The organism is Mycobacterium conspicuum (assembly GCF_010730195.1).
Lineage (GTDB): Bacteria > Actinomycetota > Actinomycetes > Mycobacteriales > Mycobacteriaceae > Mycobacterium > Mycobacterium conspicuum.
The window spans coordinates 5,463,360-5,482,900 of the sequence record NZ_AP022613.1; the positions used below are offsets into that span (position 1 = coordinate 5,463,360).

21 protein-coding genes are annotated in these 19,541 nt (G+C 69.1%); 8 read left to right on the plus strand and 13 right to left on the minus strand.

The window, feature by feature from the left end:
* The first annotated feature begins 21 nt into the window (after nt 1–21).
* Together G6N66_RS25110 and G6N66_RS25115 are read left to right on the plus strand one after the other, a co-directional pair.
* Complete coding sequence (locus G6N66_RS25110) at nt 22–591, plus strand: TetR/AcrR family transcriptional regulator (protein WP_085232733.1); 570 nt, start codon at nt 22–24, stop codon at nt 589–591.
* 64 nt (nt 592–655) lie between these two features.
* Nucleotides 656–1,306, plus strand: a complete 651-nt coding sequence (locus G6N66_RS25115; RefSeq protein WP_085232671.1) for a biliverdin-producing heme oxygenase — start codon at nt 656–658, stop codon at nt 1,304–1,306.
* Nucleotides 1,307–1,312: 6 nt separating this feature from the next.
* On the opposite strand, the gene G6N66_RS25120 is transcribed toward G6N66_RS25115, so the two are convergent.
* A complete protein-coding gene (locus G6N66_RS25120) occupies nt 1,313–1,699 on the minus strand; it encodes a hypothetical protein (RefSeq protein ID WP_085232670.1) in 387 nt (128 codons plus the stop codon).
* A gap of 138 nt (nt 1,700–1,837) precedes the next feature.
* On the opposite strand from G6N66_RS25120, the gene G6N66_RS25125 reads away from it, so the two are divergent.
* Nucleotides 1,838–2,548 carry a PadR family transcriptional regulator gene (locus G6N66_RS25125; RefSeq protein WP_085232669.1) on the plus strand — a complete coding sequence of 237 codons (711 nt, stop codon included), beginning with the start codon at nt 1,838–1,840 and terminating at the stop codon, nt 2,546–2,548.
* 77 nt (nt 2,549–2,625) lie between these two features.
* Here G6N66_RS25125 and glpK read toward each other — a convergent pair whose 3' ends face one another.
* Nucleotides 2,626–4,161 (minus strand): glycerol kinase GlpK, encoded by a 1,536-nt coding sequence (gene glpK, locus G6N66_RS25130; protein ID WP_085232668.1) that lies wholly within the window; start codon nt 4,159–4,161, stop codon nt 2,626–2,628.
* An 82-nt stretch (nt 4,162–4,243) separates the two neighbouring features.
* On the opposite strand from glpK, the gene G6N66_RS25135 reads away from it, so the two are divergent.
* From G6N66_RS25135 to G6N66_RS30175, 3 genes are all read left to right on the plus strand, one after another.
* Entirely contained in the window at nt 4,244–5,722 is a 1,479-nt protein-coding gene (locus G6N66_RS25135) for a glutamate--cysteine ligase family protein (RefSeq protein WP_085232667.1), read from the plus strand.
* 20 nt (nt 5,723–5,742) lie between these two features.
* Entirely contained in the window at nt 5,743–6,414 is a 672-nt protein-coding gene (locus tag G6N66_RS25140; RefSeq protein WP_085232666.1) for a class I SAM-dependent methyltransferase, read from the plus strand.
* Between the two features lie 272 nt (nt 6,415–6,686).
* Complete coding sequence (locus tag G6N66_RS30175) at nt 6,687–9,284, plus strand: PE family protein (protein ID WP_085232665.1); 2,598 nt, start codon at nt 6,687–6,689, stop codon at nt 9,282–9,284.
* 6 nt (nt 9,285–9,290) lie between these two features.
* Here G6N66_RS30175 and egtE read toward each other — a convergent pair whose 3' ends face one another.
* The 9 genes from egtE to G6N66_RS25190 all read right to left on the minus strand — a co-directional run bounded on the left by egtE (nt 9,291) and on the right by G6N66_RS25190 (nt 17,263).
* Nucleotides 9,291–10,379, minus strand: a complete 1,089-nt coding sequence (gene egtE, locus G6N66_RS25150) for an ergothioneine biosynthesis PLP-dependent enzyme EgtE (protein WP_232079557.1) — start codon at nt 10,377–10,379, stop codon at nt 9,291–9,293.
* A gap of 47 nt (nt 10,380–10,426) precedes the next feature.
* Complete coding sequence (gene egtD, locus G6N66_RS25155) at nt 10,427–11,392, minus strand: L-histidine N(alpha)-methyltransferase (protein ID WP_085232663.1); 966 nt, start codon at nt 11,390–11,392, stop codon at nt 10,427–10,429.
* Nucleotides 11,389–12,102, minus strand: a complete 714-nt coding sequence (gene egtC, locus G6N66_RS25160) for an ergothioneine biosynthesis protein EgtC (protein ID WP_085232662.1) — start codon at nt 12,100–12,102, stop codon at nt 11,389–11,391. The genes egtD and egtC overlap by 4 nt, the downstream gene beginning before the upstream one ends.
* Complete coding sequence (gene egtB / locus G6N66_RS25165) at nt 12,102–13,397, minus strand: ergothioneine biosynthesis protein EgtB (protein ID WP_163645972.1); 1,296 nt, start codon at nt 13,395–13,397, stop codon at nt 12,102–12,104. Before egtB ends, egtC begins: the two co-directional genes overlap by 1 nt.
* 260 nt (nt 13,398–13,657) lie before the next feature.
* Nucleotides 13,658–14,974: an ergothioneine biosynthesis glutamate--cysteine ligase EgtA gene (gene egtA, locus G6N66_RS25170; RefSeq protein WP_085232660.1), complete on the minus strand. Its 1,317-nt coding sequence runs from the start codon at nt 14,972–14,974 to the stop codon at nt 13,658–13,660.
* Nucleotides 14,975–15,105: 131 nt separating this feature from the next.
* On the minus strand, nt 15,106–15,753 hold the full coding sequence (locus tag G6N66_RS25175; RefSeq protein ID WP_085232659.1) for a sensor domain-containing protein: 648 nt from the start codon (nt 15,751–15,753) through the stop codon (nt 15,106–15,108).
* Nucleotides 15,754–15,975: 222 nt separating this feature from the next.
* Nucleotides 15,976–16,386: a hypothetical protein gene (locus G6N66_RS25180; protein WP_085232658.1), complete on the minus strand. Its 411-nt coding sequence runs from the start codon at nt 16,384–16,386 to the stop codon at nt 15,976–15,978.
* Between the two features lie 169 nt (nt 16,387–16,555).
* A complete protein-coding gene (locus G6N66_RS25185; RefSeq protein WP_085232657.1) occupies nt 16,556–16,942 on the minus strand; it encodes a hypothetical protein in 387 nt (128 codons plus the stop codon).
* Between the two features lie 93 nt (nt 16,943–17,035).
* On the minus strand, nt 17,036–17,263 hold the full coding sequence (locus tag G6N66_RS25190; RefSeq protein WP_232079412.1) for a DUF3072 domain-containing protein: 228 nt from the start codon (nt 17,261–17,263) through the stop codon (nt 17,036–17,038).
* Between the two features lie 46 nt (nt 17,264–17,309).
* Between G6N66_RS25190 and G6N66_RS28910 the strand changes: the two genes are divergently transcribed.
* Both G6N66_RS28910 and G6N66_RS25195 read left to right on the plus strand, forming a co-directional pair.
* Entirely contained in the window at nt 17,310–17,453 is a 144-nt protein-coding gene (locus G6N66_RS28910) for a hypothetical protein (RefSeq protein WP_169721513.1), read from the plus strand.
* Between the two features lie 38 nt (nt 17,454–17,491).
* Nucleotides 17,492–17,731, plus strand: a complete 240-nt coding sequence (locus G6N66_RS25195; RefSeq protein WP_085232655.1) for a hypothetical protein — start codon at nt 17,492–17,494, stop codon at nt 17,729–17,731.
* Nucleotides 17,732–17,750: 19 nt separating this feature from the next.
* On the opposite strand, the gene G6N66_RS25200 is transcribed toward G6N66_RS25195, so the two are convergent.
* Nucleotides 17,751–18,209, minus strand: a complete 459-nt coding sequence (locus tag G6N66_RS25200; protein ID WP_085232654.1) for a universal stress protein — start codon at nt 18,207–18,209, stop codon at nt 17,751–17,753.
* 90 nt (nt 18,210–18,299) lie between these two features.
* Complete coding sequence (locus G6N66_RS25205) at nt 18,300–19,472, minus strand: PE family protein (protein ID WP_085232653.1); 1,173 nt, start codon at nt 19,470–19,472, stop codon at nt 18,300–18,302.
* Nucleotides 19,473–19,541: the final 69 nt, after the last annotated feature.

Here is a 19,541-nt window from a genome sequence, read left to right on the forward strand (position 1 = left end):
AACGGGGTTAGAGTCGCGGACGTGCCCAAGATCAGCGCCGCATCCGTCGAGGAGCACCGCGAGTCGGTGCAACGGCGCGTCTTCGAGGCCTTCGCCACGCTGATGACCGAGTACAGCTTCGACGCGATCACGATGGCCAAACTCGCGACGCGGGCGGGCATCGGGCGCACGGCGATCTACCACCACTTCGCCGACAAGGAAGCGGTCGTCGTCGCGTTCGCATCGCACGAAACGAGCCGCTACATCGACGGGCTGCGCGCGAATCTGGCCGGTGTCGAAGACCCGGTGCAACGGCTGGGGATCTACGTCCGGCATCAACTCACTGCCGGTCAGGAATTTCACATCGGGCTGGGGCCACAGCTTTATCGCACACTTTCGCGGGACGCGATGAGTGCAATCCGCGAACATGTGACGGCGGTCGAGGACGTGTTGCGGGAGATACTGACCGCTGGCGTCTCGACCGGACAATTCACGGTCGAGGATCAGGCGGCGGCGATGTCGTTGATCCACGCCTGCCTTAGCCCTCGCGACCTGCCGGCCGCCGAGGTCGAGCGATTTGTCTTGCGTGCGTTGGGGGCAACCCCCTCGTGAAGACAACCTCGTCCGACTGTGCTAGTTTTTTTGACAAGTTGTCAATATCTTTTGGGAGCCGAGCATGTCAGTGAGCGCCGCCAAGCGCGCGCGACCCCTGTCCGTCGCGATGAAAGAGGGGTCGGCGGCCGAGCACGACGCCGCCGAAGGGTCCTCGTTCGTCGCGGAACTGCTCGCCGGTCGGATCAACGGCCAGGGCTATGCCGATTACCTGCGCCGGCTGCGCGTGGTTTACGGCGCGCTCGAGGATGCCGTGCGCGCCCGCCGCGACGACCCGCTCGTCTCCGCCGTGTACGACCCGGAACTGGAGCGGCTCGCGGCCATCGACACCGACTTGGCGCACTGGGCCCCAGGTGCCACCCACCACGTCGAATCCCCCGCCGCCCAGGCCTACCGCGATCGGGTCGCGGCCGCGTCCTGGGGCGGCGCCCTGGTGGCGCATCACTACACCCGTTACCTTGGCGACCTCTCCGGCGGCCAGGCCATCGGCAAGATCCTCAACCGCACTTTCGATCTCGGCGGTGCCGGGTTGGCCTTCTACGAATTTCCGATGCGGGCCAAGCCCTATAAGGACTCCTACCGGGCCAAGCTCGACGGGCTCAGCCTCGACGCCGACGAAATCGATCGCGCGGTCGACGAGGTGAAGGTCGCCTTCTCGCTGAATCAGGCGCTGTTCGACGAACTCGCCGACAACATGCCGGCCTATCGGCGCTGACTCGCGTTACTGAGCCACCGTCGCCGCCATGATGACGACGTCGGCGACCAGCAGCGCCCACCCGCACAGCGGAACCGCGATGCCGCCTCGGCGCTTCGCGGTGAAGAACGAAACGAGGATGACGACCAGGGCCACCGCCGGCGCGCCGTAGAACGCGACGCCGAAGTTGATGCCCTTGTCCAAGCCGGGACAACTGTGGTCGGTGCAGGCGTCGGTGCTCATCACCGCGCCGAGCGCGAAGAGCATCACGATCGCCGCAGCCGGGACCGTGGTCAGCGCCAACCCCCAGTTGACCCATGGCCACACGTCCCCCCGGTGGCGGCGGCTGCCCTGCGCGGGCTCGGTCGCGCCGGCGCGTTGATCGATTGTCAGGTTGTGGTCATTGCCGTTCACCCGACAACTGCTACCCGGCGACAAATGAATGCAAACCACGGAGGTAATTGCATCGCGATAGTTTCCGATATATCGTGATGTTCTGCGATACACCGGAAGCGCATCACGGCGCTTCCCCGAAAACCAAGGACTACACCCATGAGCAACCCATTCACCCCCGGCGGCGGCGATTTCCCCGGCCGCCCCGGTTTCGGATTCGGCTTCGCACCCGGCCCCATGGACCGACGTGCCATACACGCCGCCCGCAGGCAGGCGCGACACGAATTCCGCGAACATCTCCGCGAGCACGGCAGGGGTTTCGACCCCATCTTCGGCGGCGGCTTCGGGCCCGGCGTCGGTCCGGGTTTCGGCCCCGGATTCGGCCCCGGATTCGGGAGGGGCCGTCGCGGCAGAGGCCGCGGTGGCCACAGCCGCGGCAGGCGCGGCGATGTGCGCGCGGCCATCCTCAAGCTGCTGGCCGAGCAGCCGATGCACGGCTACGAGATGATCCAGCAGATCGCCGAACGCAGCAACGGATTGTGGAAGCCGAGCCCCGGCTCGGTGTACCCGACGCTTCAGCTGCTCGACGACGAAGGTTTGATCACCGCGAGCGAAACCGACGGCAGCAAGAAGCTTTTCGAGCTGACCGACACGGGCCGCGCGGCCGCCGAGAAGGTAGAGACCCCGCCGTGGGAGGAGATCACCGAGGACGCCGACCCCGGACAGGTGAACCTGCGGGCCGCCATCGGCCAGTTGTGCGGCGCGGTCGCGCAGTCCGCGCACGCCGCGACCGAGGAACAGCAGCAGCGCATCGTCGAGCTGCTGAACAATGCGCGACGCGAGGTCTACGGCATCCTCGGCGAGGACTGAACCCTTTTCTCCGCCGCGAGCGCGCTCAAAATGCCGGCCAAACCGGCGTGTCGCTGTACATATGAGCGCGCTCGCGGTTAGGAGATATCGACCCAGTCGAGGGTGCGCTCTACCGCCTTGCGCCAGCCGGCATAGCCCGCGGCGCGCTGGTCGTCGGACCAGTTCGGCGTCCAGCGCTTGTCCTCTTGCCAGTTGTCCCGCAGATCCGACGGGTCGGCCCAGAACCCCACCGCCAGACCAGCCGCATAGGCCGCGCCCAGCGCGGTGGTCTCGGCGACCACCGGCCGCACCACGTCAACACCGAGCACGTCGGCCTGAATCTGCATGCACAGGTCGTTGCCGGTGATGCCGCCGTCGACCTTCAACACCTCAAGGCGCACACCGGAATCCGCGGCCATCGCGTCCACCACATCGCGGCTCTGATAGCAGATCGCCTCCAGCGTCGCGCGCGCCAGATGCGCGTTGGTGTTGAACCGTGACAGCCCGACGATCGCGCCGCGGGCATCCGAGCGCCAGTAGGGGGCGAACAAACCGGAAAACGCCGGCACGAAATACACGCCGCCGTTGTCGTCGACCTGACGGGCCAGCGACTCGCTCTGCGCCGCGCCGCTGATGATGCCCAATTGGTCGCGCAGCCACTGCACCGCCGAACCGGTCACCGCGATCGAACCCTCAAGCGCATACACGGGTTTGGCATCGCCGAACTGGTAGCAGACGGTGGTCAGCAGGCCGTTGTCGGATCGCACGATCGACTCGCCGGTGTTCAGCAACAGGAAATTGCCGGTGCCGTAGGTGTTTTTCGCCTCGCCGGCGGCCAGGCATACCTGCCCGACCATCGCGGCGTGCTGGTCGCCGAGAACGCCGGTGATCGGCACCTCGCCACCGAGGGGCCCGCTGTCACGCGTGACGCCGTATGGCTGCACCGGCGACGACGAGGCGATCGCCGGCAGCATCGCCCGGGGGATGGAGAAGAACGACAGCAGCTCGTCGTCCCAGTCCAGCGTTTCGAGGTTCATCAGCATCGTGCGGCTGGCGTTGGTGACGTCGGTGACGTGTACGCCGCCGCGCGGACCGCCGGTCAGATTCCACAACACCCAGGTGTCGGCGGTGCCGAACAGCGCATCGCCGGATTCGGCGGCCGCACGCACGCCGTCGACGTTCTCCAAGATCCACTGCAGCTTGCCGCCGGAAAAGTAGGTGGCCGGCGGGAGCCCGGCCTTGCGGCGGATGACATCGCCGCGGCCGTCACGATCCAGCGCGGACGCGATGCGGTCGGTGCGGGTGTCCTGCCAGACGATCGCGTTGTAGTACGGTCTTCCGGTCTTTCGATTCCATACCAGAGTGGTCTCGCGCTGATTGGTAATGCCCAGCGCCGCAATGTCTTTGGGAGTCAGATCGGCCCGGTTCAACACCGACGTCAGCACCGAAGACGTGCGCTCCCAAATCTCGACGGGGTCGTGCTCGACCCAGCCGGCTCGGGGCAGGATCTGCTCGTGCTCGAGCTGGTGGCGAGCCACTTCGGCACCGTCGTGGTCGAAGATCATGCACCGTGTGCTGGTGGTGCCCTGGTCGATGGCGGCGATGAATTCGGCGGACTCTGCGGATTCGGCCAACTCGCGCTCCTGCGGTGAGATCGGACACTCCGGGTGATGGTCTTACTTGCGTAACCGACCGTAACCCTGTTCCATCGGCCGTGTGGGCGAAGAGATCAAGCGCACCACATACGACCACGGTCACCGCCGCGAGTACCGGCGCAAGGTGCAGCTTTGTCTGGACGTCTTCGAGACGATGCTCGCCCAGTCCAGGTTCGACTCCGAGCGCACACTGACCGGCATGGAGATCGAATGCAACCTGGTCGATGCCGACTATCAGCCCGCCATGTCGAATCGCATCGTGTTGGATGCGATCGGCGATCCGGCCTATCAAAAGGAATTGGGCGCCTACAACATCGAATTCAATGTGCCGCCGCGGCCGCTGTCCGGGCGCACCAGCGTGGACCTGGAGGAAGAGATCCGCGCCAGCCTGAATGAGGCCGAGTCGAAGGCGAGCGCGGGCATTGGCCCGGGCGGGGCCCACATCGTGATGATCGGCATCCTGCCGACGCTGATGCCCGAGCACCTGCGCGACAACTGGATGAGCGAATCGACCCGCTACACGGCGCTCAACGAGTCAATCTTCTCCGCCCGCGGCGAGGACATTCCGATCAACATCTACGGCCCCGAGCCGCTGAGCTGGAACGCGGCGTCCATCGCACCCGAATCCGCTTGCACCAGTATGCAATTGCATCTCCAGGTCGCGCCGGAGGATTTCGCCGCGAACTGGAACGCGGCCCAGGTGCTGGCCGGCCCGCAGCTGGCGCTGGCGGCCAATTCGCCATACTTCTTCGGGCACCAGCTGTGGTCGGAAACCCGCATCGAGGTGTTCGCCCAGTCCACCGATACCCGCCCCGAGGAACTCAAGACCCAGGGCGTGCGGCCGCGGGTGTGGTTCGGCGAACGATGGATCACGTCGATTCTCGACTTGTTCAAAGAGAACATCCGCTACTTCCCGTCCCTGCTGCCCGAGGTTTCCGACGAGGATCCGGTCGCCGAGCTCGCGGCGGGGCGCATCCCGCACCTGTCCGAGCTGCGCCTGCACAACGGGACGGTCTACCGGTGGAACCGGCCCGTGTACGACGTCGTCGATGGTCGTCCGCATCTGCGGCTGGAGAACCGGGTCTTGCCGGCCGGGCCGACCGTCGTCGACATGTTGGCGAATGCGGCCTTCTACTACGGCCTGCTGCGCAGCCTGTCCGAAGCCGAGCAGCCGCTGTGGGTCCTCATGAGTTTCCCTGCGGCTCAACGGAATTTCCTGCAGGCGGCCCAGCACGGCATGGACGCGCGGCTGCAGTGGCCGGGCTTCGGGGACGTGACGCCCCAACGATTGGTGTTGGAGACGCTTCTGCCGATGGCGCACGAGGGGCTGCGCCGCTGGAACGTCGACGCCGATGTGCGCGACCGGCTCCTCGGTGTCATCGAGGGACGCGCCAAGACGGGCCGCAACGGCGCGTGGTGGCAAGTGACGACGGTGCGGAGCCTGGAAGACGGCGGGATGCCCCGACCGCAGGCGCTGGCGGAAATGCTGCGCCGGTACTGCGAGCACATGCATGCCAACGAGCCGGTGCACACCTGGTAGCCGCCGGTAGGTTGGGAACCATGAGTTCTGAGCTACCCGATTGGGACGAGGTATACCGGGAACAAAGCGTGTTCGAGGGACCGCCGCCGTGGAACATCGGCGAGCCGCAACCCGAACTCGCGGCGCTGATCGCGGCCGGCAAGGTTCGCGGCGACGTGTTGGACGCCGGTTGCGGGGTGGCCGAGCTGTCGTTGTCGCTCGCCGCCGAGGGCTACACCGTCGTCGGCATCGACAACTCGCCCACGCCCGTCGCGGCGGCCACCAAGGCCGCGCAGGAGCGCGGGCTGAGCACGGCCAGTTTCGTGCGGGCCGACATCACTGAGTTCTCCGGGTATGACGGCCGCTTCAACACGGTGATCGACAGCACGCTGTTTCACTCGCTGCCGATCGAGGGACGCGACGGCTACCTGAGTTCGGTGCACCGCGCGGCCGCCGCTGGCGCGGCCTACTACGTGTTGGTGTTCGCCAAGGGCGCCTTTCCGGCGGAGTGGGACACGAAGCCCAACGAGGTCGACGAGGACGAACTGCGCACCGCGGTGAGCAAATACTGGGAGGTCGACGACATTCGGCCGGCCTACATCCACGCCAACATTCCATCCGGGCCGGAGGGGCCGTTCCCGCCGCACGACCGCGACGAGAAGGGCCGGATGAAGTTGCCGGCGTATTTGCTGGCGGCTCACAAAGCGGGCTGAATCCACGCTGAATCAGGACCGCCCTGACTCAATTCGCTCGGTCGCGCTGCACCGGCGACCGCGTATTCGACAGGCGCTGAATAACGCTGCACCGCAACCATTGTCGGCACCTGCCGCTACCCACCGCCCCGTGCAGTGAGCACCCGCAACACAAAATAACGGTTTGAAGATTAACGTCGCAGGGCGCTCGCAATAGCGGTACTGTTCGTTCGCCGGGCGCTCCAAACCGATCGACCGCATCTCGGGCGTCCACAACCTGGGGAGGTGGGGGAATGTCGTTTGTGGTTGCTGCCCCGGAAGCGGTGGCGTCAGCAGCTTCGGATTTGTCCAGTCTTGGGTCATCAATCAGATCGGCCACCTTCGCGGCGGCGCCGTCGACGACATCGGTGGTCGTCGCGGCGCAGGACGAGGTGTCGGCGGCGATCGCGGCGTTGTTCGGCGGCTACGGCCAGAAGTTTCAGACGCTGAGCGCGCAGGCGGCGGCGTTTCATGAAGCGTTTGTGCACGCACTGAGCGGCACCGGGTTGCTATATGCAGGAGCCGAGGCCGCCAACGTCTCGCCACTGCAGTCGGTCGCGCGGAACTTGTTGAGCGCGGCGGCGGCTGGGCACGGGCCCGTGGAGGCCCTGACGGGGCGCCCGTTGGTCGGCGACGGCACCAATGGGGCACCGGGGACGGGGCAGGCCGGCGGTGACGGCGGCTGGCTGCTCGGCAACGGCGGCAACGGCGGCTCGGGGGCACCCGGGCAGGCCGGCGGGGCCGGCGGGAATGCCGGCCTGATCGGTAATGGCGGGCTCGGCGGTGCCGGCGGTAGCGCCATCGTCAACGGGGGCACCGGCGCTGCCGGCGGCCGTGGCGGTGACGGCGGCTTCCTGTGGGGCAGTGGCGGGGCCGGCGGGACCGGCGGGACCGGCGGGTCCGGCACCGTCATCGTGTCCGCGGGGACCGGCGGGGTCGGCGGCGCGGGCGGCGCCGACCGGGCGCTGTTCTTCAACTCCGGCGGCGCCGGTGGGACCGGCGGGACCGGCGGGACCGGTGCGGGAGGCATCGGGAGCCTGGCGCCCCTCGTCCCTGGCGGCGAGGGATTCAAGGGCGGCTTAGGTGGTGCCGGCGGAGCCGGCGGAGCCAACGAAGGTCTGTTCGGTTTCGGTGCGCTGCTCGGCGCCGGCGGGCCCGGCGGTGTCGGCGGGCACGGCGGCGTCGGCGGTGTCGGCGGGGCCGGTGCCAGCGGAGTGGGCGTGGGTTCGTTCGGAGGTGTGGGCGGAGTCGGCGGGACGGGTGGTGACGCCGGGATCGGTGGCGTCGGCGGCTTTAGCGGATTCATAGGCCTGCCAGGCTTGCCCGGTGTCGCGGGAGTTGGCGGCACTGGCGGCACCGGCGGTAACGGCGGGGCCGGTGGCGCGGCGGTTTTGCCCGGCGCGCCGGGCCTCAGCGGCGGGCAGGGTGGCCAGGGCGGCGCGGGAGGCTTCTCGGCGGGCGGCACCAACGGCACCGGCGGCGTCGGCGGTAACGGCGGCGCCGGTGGCGCCGGCGGCGCGGGCCTGCCGGACGTCGGTCTGGGCGGTGGCGCCGGCGGCACCGGCGGCACCGGCGGCAATGCCGGCGCTGGGGGCGTGGTCGGCACCGGCGGGTTCGGCGGGTCGGCGGGTGCCTATGGCACCGGCGGCCAGGGTGGCACCGGCGGTGACGGGGCGTCCGGCAACAACGCCCTGCTGCCCGGCGGCGACGGCGACGCCGGCGGCCAGGGCGGCGCGGGCGGCGCCGGCGGCAATAGCGGTACCGGGGGCACCGCCGGCAGCGGCGGCGTCGGCGGCAACGGCGGCACCGGGGGTAATGGCGCCGCCGGCACGCCCGACCTCGGCCTGGGTCTGGGTGCCGGCGCTGGCGGCAACGGCGGTCACGGCGGCAACGCGGGTGCCGGCGGCGCCGCGGGCACCGGCGGCACCGGCGGCACGGTGGGCGCCTGGGGCGATGGCGGTCAGGGAGGGAACGGCGGCACCGGCGGGGCCGGCATCACCAACTTGGTCTCGGGTGCCGGCGACACCGGCGGCCACGGCGGCCAAGGCGGCCAGGGTGGTTCGTCGGGTGTTGGTGGCACGGCCGGCAGCGGCGGGTTGGGCGGTGACGGCGGCACGGGCGGTGGCGGCGCGCTGGGCCTTATCGGCGCGGGTGGTAACGGCGGCGCCGGTGGCAACGCGGGCGCCGGCGGGGCCGGCGGCGCCGGCAACGGCGGCATCAACGGCAGCGGCGGTCAAGGCGGCACCGGCGGCACGGGCGGTAGCGGCGGCCAAGGGGGCACCGGCGTTATCAACGGCTTCGCCGGGGGCGACGGCGGCAACGGCGGCAACGGCGGCACGGGCGGGGCGCAGGGCACCGGGGGCACCGGCGGCACCGCGGGCGCGGCCGGTGCCGGTGGCACCGGCGGCAACGGTGGCACCGGCGGCATCGAGGTCGCGTTGGGCACCGGCGGAACCGGCGGAACCGGCGGAACCGGCGGCACCGGCGGCACGGATGCCGGCGGCGGCGCCGGGGTCGGCGGCCAAGGTGGGACGGGTGGAACCGGCGGTGCCGGCGTCGCTCTCGGGACCGCTGGCAACGGCGGCACGGGCGGTGTCGGCGGCAAGGGCGGTTCCAGCACCACGGCGGCCGGCGGTACCGGCGGCAGCGGCGGAACCGGCGGAACCGGCGGCGCCGGCGTCGTTCTCGATACCGCTGGCACAGGCGGCACGGGCGGCCACGGCGGGCAAGGCGGAGCCGGCGACGCCGGTGCCGGCGGCGCGGGCGGCACCGGCACCGCCGGCGATGCGGGCATCGGCTTGTTCGGTGGCGGTGGCGGCAAGGGTGGCGCCGGTGGCCCCGGCGGTCCCTAGCGCTCCCTACACGGCTGCCGTCGCGGCGGCCAACCCTTCGGCGAACGTGGTCAGGTCGTCGGGAAGGGTGTCCGCGTGCGGCGAGATCCGCAGCACGGGTGTGGTCAGCTCGCGCGGCGCTCGCTCCGGCCCGGCGCACGTGGTCAGGATCCGCCGTTCGGTGAGCAGCCACTCCCGCACCGCGCGCGGGTCCGCGCCGTCGAGGGGCGCCAGGGTGGTGATCGCGCTCGGCTCGTCGACTTCTTCGACCACCGCCCACCCGGGCACCTCGGCCAGCACGGCCCGGCTGATACCACCCAGCTCGGCCAGCCGTGCCCGCACAGCCTCGGGGCCGTACGCCAAATGCTCTCCCAATGCGACCGAAAACCCCACTCGGGCAGCAACATTGGCTTCGCCGAAGCCGAGTTGCTGGGCCACCGTCAACGGCCCCGCCCATTGCGGAGCCGGCAGCCTGGGACGCAACCGCTCCATCAGGTCGGGCTTCACGGCCAGGACACCCACACCCCGCGGGCCGGCGATCCACTTGCGCGACGACGAATACGTCACGTCGGCGCCCACCGCGCAGTCCACCTGGCCCAGCGCTTGCGCGGCGTCAACGACCAACGGCAAGCCCAAGTCACGGCAGAGCTGCGCCATCATCGCCAGCGGCTGCACCACGCCGCTGTGGCTGGCCACCGGGGTCAGGTGCACCAGATCCGGTGGGTCTTCCTCCAACTGGTACGCCGCGTCATCGAGCGCCAGCCTGCCGTGGTCGCGGGTCGGCAGCGTGCGCACGGTGAATCCGTAGGCGCCCATCACCGCCAGGTTGGGACCGTATTCGCCGGGCAGGCAGGCCAGCGTCCGGCGCTCGGCCGGCCAGCTGCCGAGCAACAGATCGAGCGCGTTGAGCGAGCCGGTGGTGAACACCACCTCGGCGTCGGGCATGCCGCACAACGCGGCGACCGCGGCTCGCCCCGCGTCCAGCACGGGGGTGGCGGCTTCGGCCGCGACGTATCCGCCGACCTCGGCCTCAAACCGGGCGTGTTCGGCCGTGGCGTCGAGCACCGCGAAGCTCTGGCGCGAGCAGGCGGCGCTGTCCAGGTGCAGCCCGGCCATCGGGGGGCGTGCCGCGCGCCATCGTTGCGCCAGCTCGTCGCTCGGGCTCACTTGACCGCCAGCGACAGCCCGAAGTCGCCGGCATCGTCTGTCCACCAACGGATTCGACGCAGCCCCGCGTCGGCCAATTCGGCACTCACCCCGTCCGGTCGGAACTTGCATGACACTTCGGTCAGCATCTCTTCACCGGCCGCGAACTCGACCGTCAGGTCGAGCGCGCCGACTCGCACCCGCTGGCCGCGCTGCGAACGCAGCCACATCTCGATTCGCTCCTCGTCGAGGTTCCAGCGTGCGACATGTTGGTAGGCGTCGATGTCGAAGTCGGCGTCGAGTTCCCGGTTGATCACCGCGAGCACGTTGCGATTGAACTGGGCCGTCACCCCCGCGGCGTCGTCGTAGGCGCGCACCAAGCGGTCGGCGTCCTTGACGAGGTCGGTGCCCAACAGCAGGGTGTCCCCGGGCCGCATGACGTTGGCGAGGGTCGCCAGGAACTGCGCGCGCGGTTCGGGTGTGAGGTTGCCGATCGTAGATCCCAGGAACACGAACAGACGCCGACCGCCTTCGGGAATCTCGGTCAAATGTTCCTCGAAATCGCCGCAGACGGCCTTGATTTCGACGCCCGGGTATTCGCCCTGGATGGCTGTCGCGGTTGCTGAGAGCATCCCGGCGTCGACGTCGAACGGCACGAATCCGCATAGCGACCCGCGGTCGCGCAGCGCGTCGAGCAGCAGCCTGGTTTTCTCGGAGGTTCCGGCGCCGAGTTCGACGAGGGTGTCGGCCTGGCTGGCGGAGGCGATTTCGGCCGAGGACGCCCGCAGGATCTGCGCTTCGGCGCGGGTCGGGTAGTACTCCGGAAGCCGGGTGATCTGGTCGAACAGGTCGCTGCCCACCGAATCGTAGAACCACTTGGGCGGCAACGACTTCGGGGTCTCCTGCAGGCCTTCGAATACATCGCGGCGCAGTGCGCGATGCGCCGAGTCGGCGCCGAGATGGTTGGCCAGCGACAGCGTCATGAAGGTCCTTTCGCGGGATCTAGCGGCGTCAACACGACACCGCCGGCAGTGACTTCGACGAGGTGCCGGTCCGGCACGTCCTCCCAGTCGTACTCGTCGTCGTACGGCTCGCTGGCCAGCACGACCCCGTCGTCACGGCGCAGGATGGACAAGGTATCCCCCCACACCGTAGCCAGCATTCGAGAACCGTTGGCGGCCAACACGTTAAGCCTCGCATCCGGGTCGGCGGCACCGATCTGCGCGACCGTTTCACCCAGCGCGTCCAGGCCGCGCGCGAATATGGTGGCCGCGAGCATCGCACTGTCGCAGACTGATTCGGCAAGCAAGCCAGTCGGCAACACGGCCCGGTCCACGACGCCGTTGTGCGACAACAACCATCGGCCGTCGGTGAACGGCGCGGTAGCGCTGGCTTCGATCGGCATGCCGACGGTCGCCGAGCGCACCGCGGCAACCACGCAGTGGCTGCGCAGTGCGGGCGCCATCGAGTCGAACGACGCGTCGCCCCACAGCGGCGCCGGGCTGCGCCAGCGCCGCGCTACATTGTCTTGCAAGGAAGAATCGAAAAGCCCTACGCCCCAACCGTCGGCGTTCATCAGGCCGTGCTTTTGCCGGCGCGGGGCATAAGACTGCACCCGCAGCGAATGCGGGGGGTCGAGCACCAACGAGGAAATTGCGACCTCGCGCCCGAGCCAACCGAGATGACGGCACATCAGGCGTCCTCGACAGACCACGCCAACCGGACCCCGGAGAAAATCTGCCTGCGGTAGGGATGGTCCCAGTTGCGAAAGCTCGGCCGCAGGATGGCGGACTCCACCGCCCACGATCCGCCGCGCAGCACCCGGTAGTCGCCGTCGAAGAAGGGCTGCGAGTACCGCTCGTAGATCATCGGAACGAACCCGGGCCAGGGCCGCAGCGGTGAGCTGGTCCACTCCCACACATCACCGAGCATCTGCTCGACCCCGTAGGCCGAGGCGCCGCGCGGGTACGCGCCGACCGGCGCGGGGCGCAGCGCGGCGCCGCCGAGGTTGGCGTGGGCCTCCGTCGGCGCCTCGGCTCCCCACGGATAGCGACGGCGGGCGCCGGCCGCCGGGTCCCAGGCGCAGGCCTTCTCCCATTCCGCCTCGGTCGGCAACCGCGCCCCGGCCCAGGCCGCGTAGGCCTCGGCCTCGAAATAGCTGACATGCTGCACCGGCTCATCGGGCGGAACCTCTTCGGCGTGGCCAAATCGGTTGCGGCCGTACGAATTCCAGAATTGCGGCGCGGTCAGGTTCGCGGCCTGACGGTGTTGCCAACCGCGCTCGGACCACCAGCGCGAGTCGTCATAGCCGCCGTCGTCGATGAAGTGTCGCCATTCCCCATTGGTGACCGGAACCCGGCCGATGCGAAACGCCGGCAGGTCGACGACGTGGGCGGGACGCTCGTTGTCCAACGAGTACGGCTCGCTGCCGGCATCCACGCCCAACACGAACGGCCCGCCGGGCACCAGCACCGACGTTCCGGCCAGGCCCGGCCTGCCGGCGGGCAGCGTGACGGTGTCCGGCAACAGCGGCGCGCCGGTGCGCAGGTTGAGCGCCTGCAGCATGGTTTCGTCGTGCTGGTTTTCGTGGCTGACCACCATGCCGAACACAAACTCGCCGTCTTGCCCGTTGCTGTCGGGGAGCGCGTCAAGGGCGTCGAGCACGGCCGATCGCACTGTGCGGCAATAGGAATGCGCCCGCTTCGGAGACAGCAGCGGCAACTCGGCACGGCTCGCGCGGGAGTGTTCGAAGGCGTCGTAGAGGCCCTCGACGGCAGGCGGCAAAATCCCGGGCCGGTTGAGGTCACCACCGCGCAGCAGCCACAGTTCTTCCTGCTGACCGATGTGCGCCAGGTCCCACACCAAAGGGCTCATCAATGGGTCGTACTGCCGACACAGTTCGGCGTCGTCGAAATCGACCAGCCGCAGCGTGCGCGTGCGCGCCCGCGCCAAATCGTCGGCGAGCCCTTCGCGGCGTAGCGCCCGCAAGCGCGGCGCAGCCGGGCGCAGCGGGTCGGAATCATCGGCACATGACGACCGCAAGCGCGGCGCAGCCGGGCGCAGCGGGTCGGAATCATCGGCACATGACGACCGCAAGCGCGGCGCAGCCGGGCGCAGCGGGTCGGAATCATCGGCACATGACGACCGCAAGCGCGGCGCAGCCGGGCGCAGCGGGTCGGAATCATCGGCACATGACGACCGCAAGCGCGGCGCAGCCGGGCGCAGCGGGTCGGAATCATCAGCAGGAGTCACGGGCCCCCTTGTGTCAGCTGCGCGGCCCGCGCAACCTCGGCCGCGATGCCGTGGTCGATCACGCGGTCGGCGAAATCATCACCGGGGCAACGGCCCTTTTCGACGTACCGCACGAGTCGCTCCATCGCGTCGGTGAGCTCGGCGGGCGCCCTTTCCGCGGCGACGGCGACGCAGCGGTTGGCCGCCTCGTAGAGCCGCCGATCACAGAGCCCGAGCCGGGCCGCGTTGTCCCACGCGGTGGCCACCGGCTCGACGGCCTCGGCGGCGATGGCGGCGGCCTCCGGGTCGTCGAGAAGCGCGACCAGCGTGTAGACCACCGCGGGCCAGAAGTCGTCCGGCATGCTATCGAGGTAGCGGATTTCCAGCCATTGCCGCGGGCGCACCGGCGGGAACAGGGTGGTCAGGTGGTATTCCAAATCGGCGACGGTGGGCCGGCGATCGCCGAGCAGCTGTAGGCCGTCAGCCCAGTCGGCAAAGGGCACCCAGTGCGTGACCGGTGCGCAGTCCGCGGTGCCCGGATTGTTGACCAGCATCACGGGCGCTTTGAGCGCGTAGCGCGCCCAGTCGGTCCCCGGGTCGTCGCCGCTGACACCCAGGATCGGCCCGCAGCGCGCCGAGTCCATCTGACCCCACACCCATTGCCGGGTGGACACCCAACCGGAGAATTCGCCGCCCAGCATCGGGGAGTTGGCCGCGATCGCGATCATCGTGGGCCCTAGCGCGTGCGCCAGCCGCACCCGCGCGGCCCAGCCGGCCTGCGGGCCGGCGTCGAGATTGACCTGGACCGACGCCGTCGACGTCATCATCGCCGCGCCCGCCTTTCCGGAATCGCTGGCGGCGAAGAATTGCTCCATCGCGCGGTAGCGTGACCCGGGGTTGATCCGCTGGGGCGAGCGCAGCGGGTCGGAGCCCAGAAAAACCAGTCCGAGCCCGGAATCGGCGAAGACCCTCCGCAGTACGGCCTGGTCATCGCTCATCGCAGCGATGGCCGCCACGACGCCGTCCTCCGGCGGGCCGGACAGCTCGACGGCACCCCCGGGCTCCACGGTGACCGCGCTGCCGCCGGGCAACCGGGGCAGCTGCTTGAGTATCGCGGTGATTTCCTCCCACCGCGGCCTGCGGTAGGGATCGGCCGGGTCGAAACAGTGCGCCTCCAGCTCCAGACCAACGCGGCCGAGGGGTCCATCCGTCAGGCAGCCCTCGGCGATGTACTCCGCGGCCGTGGACGACGAGTCCACCTCCGCTTCGGCGGGGCACGGGGTATCCAGGGTTTTCTTCGAAACCGGCAGAGCGCTGCTGGCGGCGAGCGTCATATCACGATCCCTCCGGATGCGCAGCTAACGGAACGATAGCCGCCACCACTTCATCTACCAGACGGCACCGACATATTCCCGTTCCCGACCGCTTTGGCTGCACGGCTCAGCTGGGTACCCAAAATCATTCGCTACTGCCCCAACGCGTTCTGCATGGCGCCGGCCAGCACGTTGACCGCGGGCCCGGCGTTGCCAGATTGGCAGACCTTGGCCTGCACCAACACATTTTCACGCAGCCGGGTTTGATCGAAGCACCGTCGATCGGTGCCCGCTTCTTGCTTGATCCAGTTTGCGTCGGCACCGGTCGCCGGACCGCCATCGAAGGACCACACCTGCGTGGTCCCGTTGTCCAGGTGCAGTGCGGTGGTCTGTCCCGCGCAGCCCACGGTTCGGTCCACCACTCGATGAAAGGCCCGGCCGGCGGCGTCATTGGTGGCGAATACCCCCACTGCCTGCTTGACGAGGTGGGTTTCGTCGGTTGCCGACGTCTGTGCGGTGGCTCCGTTGAACGACGCCAGGTCGGGGTCGTTGTACACCTCCGGCAACCCGATGTCGGCCCAGTTGTTGCACACCGGAAGGTCGACCCAGAAACCCTGGAATGGCTGGGTGAACACCGACTCCCACCCCATCGGGCCGCCGACAATGTTGCCGACCGACCCCTTGCCGAGGACCGCGTAGGACACCACTCCCGGATCTGACGGGTGGGCTTGCGCGGCCGGGCTCCCGAAGGCTGCGCCTACGCCCAGCACGACGCTGGCCACCGTCGCGGACATCCGCATGGCTCTCGATCATGCCAGGCCCACGACGATCCCGTCGTCCAACTCCTACTGCCCCAAGTTAGTCCGCACTCCTTCTCCGACCTTCTTGCCGAGATCAGGTGACAGCACCGACTCCTCGACACTGCAAGACGTAACCAATGATGTTGTGCGCCAATCAATCTCAGCTTTTGGGGTTGCTACCCTCGGCGGTCACCAAACCGACACCGAGTCCGGTTTGCGGCGCTAGGGACGTGGCGACGGGGCGGGAGGCGGGGACGGAGGCGTCGGCAACTGGCTCGGGCCGCCCGGGCCCATCGGACCAGCGAACGGACCGCCGGGACCACCAGGTCCACCGACCGGCGGCGGAGGCATGCCGGGCCCGCCAGGCTGCCAGGGTCCATAGACCATCGGCGGCCCCCACGCGGGCGGCCCACCGGGCTTGAACCCGCCATGGTGAAAGTGGTGACAGTTGTTGTGCCCGAGGATTATTGCGCCGGAGAAAAAGATGACCGACAAGATAAAGAGGATGCCGGCGACGATCACGACCCACGCCGCCACGGCGTAGAGTCTGGGCGGTTTGGCCCGCGGCGGGGGCGGCGGTGGAGCCGCGGCGACGGACGTCGGCGGGGTCGAGGGTTCGGGCGTTTCAGTCATGCCTTGAATATTGCCTAGCTGATAACCGCAGTAACAGGTTTCGGTCACAAACTTGCTGTGAATTGAGATGCCGCAGTTGGGCGGCGGTTATGGCGACCGACGCGTAGCCCGGCGCTCAGGCGAGCGCCGGGCTACTAGGTTGGCCCGCCGGGGTTATACCTGCAGTCCCCTACGGCGTGTGCGATGGCACGACCGACGACGGGATCTGACTCGGTCCGGGCGCGCCCGGAGCCGCGGGCGCAGGCGCACCCGGCGGGATCGCCCCCGGTGCACCCCAGGGACCGCCGGGCCCGCCAGGACCACCGAATCGGTGCGGATGCCCCATCATCGAGTGGTGCCTGTGGCCGTGGTGATGCCCGTGACCCGAATGCTTGCCGAGGGCGTAGCCGCTGAAGAAGATGACCGAGACGATGAAGACGATCCCGGCGACGATCGCGACCCAGGCCGCGAATTGGAAGACCCGAGGGGTCCGGTGTACCACCTCGACGGGAGCGTCGGGCGGCGGCGCAGTTGCGGTAGCAGTCCGCACGGTGGGGGTTTCAGATGTTTCACTCATGAGACACATGATGCGGGCGTGACCAATAGCCGCCGCTATGCGTTAGTTAAGTACCAGCTATGAGCTAAAAACCGCCGCCTACCTGCCAATAAGCTATTCGGCCCCGCGTCCGGTCCGCTGCTGCAACTCATCGATGAGCTCCGACGCCTGCGCCTTGGTCAAATCCTCCGGAACCTCCAGCCGCGCCTCCTGCGCCAGCGTGTTCAGGTAACTGCGCTGGGGACCGGTCATCGGCTCGTCGCCGGTCACCCAGTCGGCCGTATCTTTCTCCGGGTTCATGTCGTTGGTCGTCATGACGACGGGGATAGCCGTCGCACGCATGTTCGAAACACGTTTCGAATCCCGGGCCGCGGGTGACCCTAGCGGAATGAATAGCAACCCGCGGTCGGTGCCCGCCGACGCGACGCAGCCAACCGAAGAGCAGCGCGAAACCGAAGAGCGCATGGAACATCAAAACGACGACCCGGACGGCCCAGGTTTGCAACAGACACACGATCAGCTCGCCGACTAGAGCACTCGCTAAGGAGAGCCGGGGCTTGTGGGGCGATCATGGTTTTGCGAAACATCATCGGCAGGGCGGCGGTGGAACGGGGGTGGGAACTTATCTGGTCGTCGTCCGTCATGCAGCAATACAACAAAGGCGACACCACCATCAAGGTCCGCTACCTGCATACCGGAGCCATCTGGCACGCCGAGTGGTCACGCGAGGGAGTGCGCCATGACCTCGACCCGCAGCACCCCAACAAGCGGGACGCAATCATCTCCTGGTTGGACGAGTTGGAAGAATAGCCCGGTTCTCCGCAATTGCTCAGCCGGTGGTGTGGACGATCAGGACGTCAGTCTTGGCCTTGCGCGAGACTTCGGACGGAACCGATCCCAGCAGTCGCCCAGCGACGGTGCTCAGACCGACGTTGCCGATGACCAGCAGGTCGGCATCGACTTCCTCGACGAGGTGCACCAGCGCGTTGACGGGGGCGCCGACGATCGCCTTCTCCACGACGTCCTTGGCTCCGGCCTGGTGTGCCCGCTCCCGGGCGTCCTGCAGGATCCGGTAATACGGGGCCTCGCCCACCAACCGGTAGTCCTGGCCGTGATCACTCCCGGGTGGAATGGCGTAGCGGCCCTTCTCCTCGGGGACCGGGAGATGCGCCGTCGCGACGATCAACTTTGCGCCGTGCTCCGCAGCAATCGCGCTTGCGCGGTCCACCGCACGCATCGAAGAGTCCGAGCCATCGGTGCCGACTACGACGGTCTGATAGGCGCTCATTTCGGGAAGTCTAGGGCGCGGGGGGGCTCGTTAGAAGAACCGGTCCGGCGTCGGGTCTCCGCAGCAGCACTGGGTAAGGCAGGCCCGCGGCTACGGCTCTCCGTTTGCACCGTTCTTACCGATGAGTCCGGCCTTACCGCCGGCGCCGCCCGGGCCGGGGCCTAAGACGCCGCTTCCGCCGGCGCCACCGTGGCCGCCGTTGCCAACTAGCAACGCGTCGCCGCCCGCCCCGCCCTGATGGCCGAAGCCGTTGCCCGGACTATCCCCGCCCTGACCGCCGGCTCCTCCGTTGCCGATCACCCCGGCCGCACCGCCATCGCCGCCGAAGCCGGAAGAGTCGCCGCTTCCCCCATGGCCACCGTGGCCGCCGTTGCCGATGAGCATCGCGCGGCCGCCGTCGCCGCCGTTGCCGCCTTCCCAAAACCCTTCGGGACCGCCCTGCCCGCCAGCGCCGCCGTCGCCGCCGTTGCCAATCAGCCCGGCATTACCTCCGGCCCCCCCAGTGCCAGCCGGGGAGAGCGCGCCGTCGGCGTTGCCCCCGGTGCCACCAGCCCCACCGGCGCCGAACACCAGGCCCCCGGCACCGCCGGCACCACCCCGACCACCGGCATACAAGCCTTCGCCGCCATTGCCGCCCATGCCCCCGGTGCCGAGAAGTAGCCCACCGGCACCGCCGGCACCGCCAGCCCCAGCGAATCCGCTGCCTGGATCGGAAAAGGACAACGAGGGCTGACCGTCACCGCCCTTGCCGCCATTCCCGATCAGGCCGGCCGAACCGCCCTTACCGCCGGCACCACCGGGCACGCCGGACGCGCCGTTACCGCCGTTGCCGTACAGCCAACCGCCGTCGCCGCCGGCCTGGCCCGTCCCCGCCGCCCCGTTGGCGCCATTGCCGACCAGCGGGCGCCCCGTCGCGGCGGCGACGGGCGAAAACACCGCCAGGCTCTGCGCCGCCGACACCACCGCCGCCAACGGCGACACATTCGCCGCCTCGGCGGCTGCATAGGCGCTCCCGGCTCTGTTCACCGCGCCCTCAAACTGCGCATGAAACGCAGCGGCCCGACCGCTGAGCGCATGAAAGTCCCGCGAGTGACTCGAAAACAGGGCCGCGATGGCGGCAGATACCTCATCCATCGCCGCGGCCACGATCCCCGTCGTAGGGGCCGCCGCGGCCGCATTGGCGGTGTTGAGCTCCGAGCCGATACGGGCCAAATCCGTCGCCGCCGCGGTCAGCATCTCGGGCAATGCGATTACGTACGACACGGCCGTTCCCCTTTCAGTCCCCGCGATACCGCTCCACTTGGGAACCGTCACACGCACAAGGTGGGACGA